Genomic DNA, 3,137 nt, shown 5'->3' on the forward strand with positions numbered 1-3,137 from the left:
TAATCAATTCTATCGCCTACATTGGCAATACCATCACCATTTACATCCACATAAGTTGCTTTTTTACTTACTTCAACCTTTGGTGAAGACGTTAAAGGAACTGTTGTACATGTTGTACAAGTAGGATCTTTCGGCGTACAAGTCGCACAAATTGGACTTGGATCGGTTGATTTAGCTGTAACTGGCGCTCCTGTTGGAGGGGTTCCTGTTACTGTAGCTACGTTGTCAACCTGACCGTTATTCACATCAGCCAAAGTAATCGTGTGAACTGCTGTAAAACTAGCTGAGTCTGTAGCTCCCGGAGCTAAACTTGTTAGTGTACCGCTCACAATCGCATTAGCATCGCTGATTGTTACCGGAGCTAAAGTTACATTTCCTGTATTTTTAACTACAAAAGTATAATCAATTCTATCGCCTACATTGGCAATACCATCACCGTTTACATCTACATAAGTTGCTTTTTTGCTTACTTCAACCTTTGGTGAAGCAGTTAAAGGAACTGTTGTACAAGTCGTACAAGTAGGATCTTTTGGCGCACAAGTCGCACAAATAGGACTTGGATCGGTTGATTTAGCTGTAACTGGCGCTCCTGTTGGAGGGGTTCCTGTTACTGTAGCTACGTTGTCTACCTGACCGTTATTCACATCAGCCAAAGTAATCGTGTGAACAGCTGTAAAACTAGCCGAGTCTGTAGCTCCCGGAGCTAAACTTGCCAAACTTCCACTTACCACTGCATTGGCATCTGTAATGGTTACCGGAGCCAAGCTCACGTTTCCTGTATTTTTAACTACAAAAGTATAATCAATTCTATCCCCTACGTTGGCAATGCCATCACCGTTTACATCTACATAAGTTGCTTTTTTACTTACTTCAACTTTTGGTGAAGCAGTTAAAGGAACTGTTGTACATGTTGTACAAGTAGGATCTTTTGGCGCACAAGTCGCACAAATTGGACTTGGATCGGTTGATTTAGCTGTAACTGGCGTCCCTGTTGGAGGGGTTCCTGTTACAGTGGCTACGTTATCTACCTGACCGCTATTCACATCAGCCAAAGTAATGGTATGAACTGCTGTAAAACTAGCCGAGTCAGTTGCTCCTGGAGCTAAACTTGCTAAGCTTCCACTTACTACTGCATTGGCATCGCTGATTGTTACCGGAGCTAAAGTTACATTTCCTGTATTTTTAACTACAAAAGTATAGTCAATTCTATCCCCTACATTGGCAATGCCATCACCGTTTACATCTACATAAGTGGCTTTTTTGCTTACTGAGATATCAGCGCATTCACTAGCAATCACAACATCATCAGAAACTACTGAACTACAAGCTCCTAATGTAGCTGTCACACTATAAGTTCCCGCAGGAGCTGTCACAGTAGCACCTGAAATAGTAACTCCTGTTGATGGATTTACTGCGTATGTGTAAGCTGCATTATAATTTGAAATAGCAAAACTTCCTGTAGCAACTGAGCAAGTAGGCTGCGTTACGGTTCCTGCTGTTGGTTTTACTGGGGTTGTTGGTTGTGTATTGATCACAACGTCATCAGAAACTACTGAAATACAAGATCCTAATGTAGCAGTCACACTATACGTTCCTGCAGGAGCGGTCACAGTAGCACCTGAAATAGTAACTCCTGTCGATGGATTTACTGCGTATGTGTAAGCTGCATTATAATTTGAAATAGCAAAACTTCCTGTAGCAACTGAGCAAGTAGGTTGCGTTACAGTTCCTGCCGTTGGTTTTACTGGGGTTGTTGGTTGTGTATTGATCACAACGTCATCAGAAACTACTGAAATACAAGATCCTAATGTAGCAGTCACACTATACGTTCCCGCAGGAGCGGTCACAGTAGCGCCTGAAATAGTAACTCCTGTTGATGGATTTACTGCGTATGTGTAAGCTGCATTATAATTTGAAATAGCAAAACTTCCTGTAGCAACTGAGCAAGTAGGTTGCGTTACAGTTCCTGCTGTTGGTTTTACTGGGGTTGTTGGTTGTGTATTGATCACAACATCATCAGAAACTACTGAAATACAAGATCCTAATGTAGCAGTCACACTATACGTTCCTGCAGGAGCTGTCACAGTAGCACCTGAAATAGTAACTCCTGTCGATGGATTTACTGCGTATGTATAAGCTGCATTATAATTTGAAATAGCAAAACTTCCTGTAGCAACTGAGCAAGTAGGCTGAGTTACAGTTCCTGCTGTTGGTTTTACTGGGGTTGTTGGTTGTGCATTGATCACAACATCATCAGAAACTACTGAAATACAAGATCCTAATGTAGCAGTCACACTATAAGTTCCCGCAGGAGCTGTCACAGTAGCACCTGAAATAGTAACTCCTGTTGATGGATTTACTGCGTATGTATAAGCTGCATTATAATTTGAAATAGCAAAACTTCCTGTAGCAACTGAGCAAGTAGGTTGTGTTACGGTTCCTGCTGTTGGTTTTACTGGGGTTGTTGGTTGTGTATTGATCACAACATCATCAGAAACTACTGAAATACAAGATCCTAATGTAGCTGTCACACTATACGTTCCCGCAGGAGCTGTTACAGTAGCACCTGAAATAGTAACTCCTGTCGATGGATTTACTGCATATGTATAAGCTGCATTATAATTTGAAATAGCAAAACTTCCTGTAGCAACTGAGCAAGTAGGCTGAGTTACAGTTCCTGCTGTTGGTTTTACTGGGGTTGTTGGTTGTGTATTGATCACAACGTCATCAGAAACTACTGAACTACAAGCTCCCAATGTAGCTGTCACACTATACGTTCCCGCAGGAGCTGTCACAGTAGCACCCGAAATAGTAACTCCTGTTGATGGATTTACTGCGTATGTATAAACTGCATTATAATTTGAAATAGCAAAACTTCCTGTAGCAACTGAGCAAGTAGGCTGTGTTACGGTTCCTGTTGTTGGTTTTATTGGGGTTGTTGGTTGTGTATTGATCACAACATCATCAGAAACTACTGAAATACAAGATCCTAATGTAGCAGTCACACTATAAGTTCCCGCAGGAGCTGTCACAGTAGCACCTGAAATAGTAACTCCTGTCGATGGATTTACTGCGTATGTGTAAGCTGCATTATAATTTGAAATAGCAAAACTTCCTGTAGCAACTAAGCAAGTAGG

The 3,137-nt window shown here is 41.6% G+C and carries 1 protein-coding gene; it reads right to left on the minus strand.

Annotated features, from left to right (window positions below; all coding sequences use genetic code 11):
• Positions 1 to 3,137, minus strand: a 3,137-nt coding sequence (locus G3A47_RS22450) for a beta strand repeat-containing protein (RefSeq protein WP_409994013.1), incomplete at both ends; no start/stop codon positions are given.

Origin of the sequence: Flavobacterium poyangense (genome assembly GCF_011751075.1) — a bacterium.
Classification (GTDB): Bacteria; Bacteroidota; Bacteroidia; order Flavobacteriales; family Flavobacteriaceae; genus Flavobacterium; species Flavobacterium poyangense.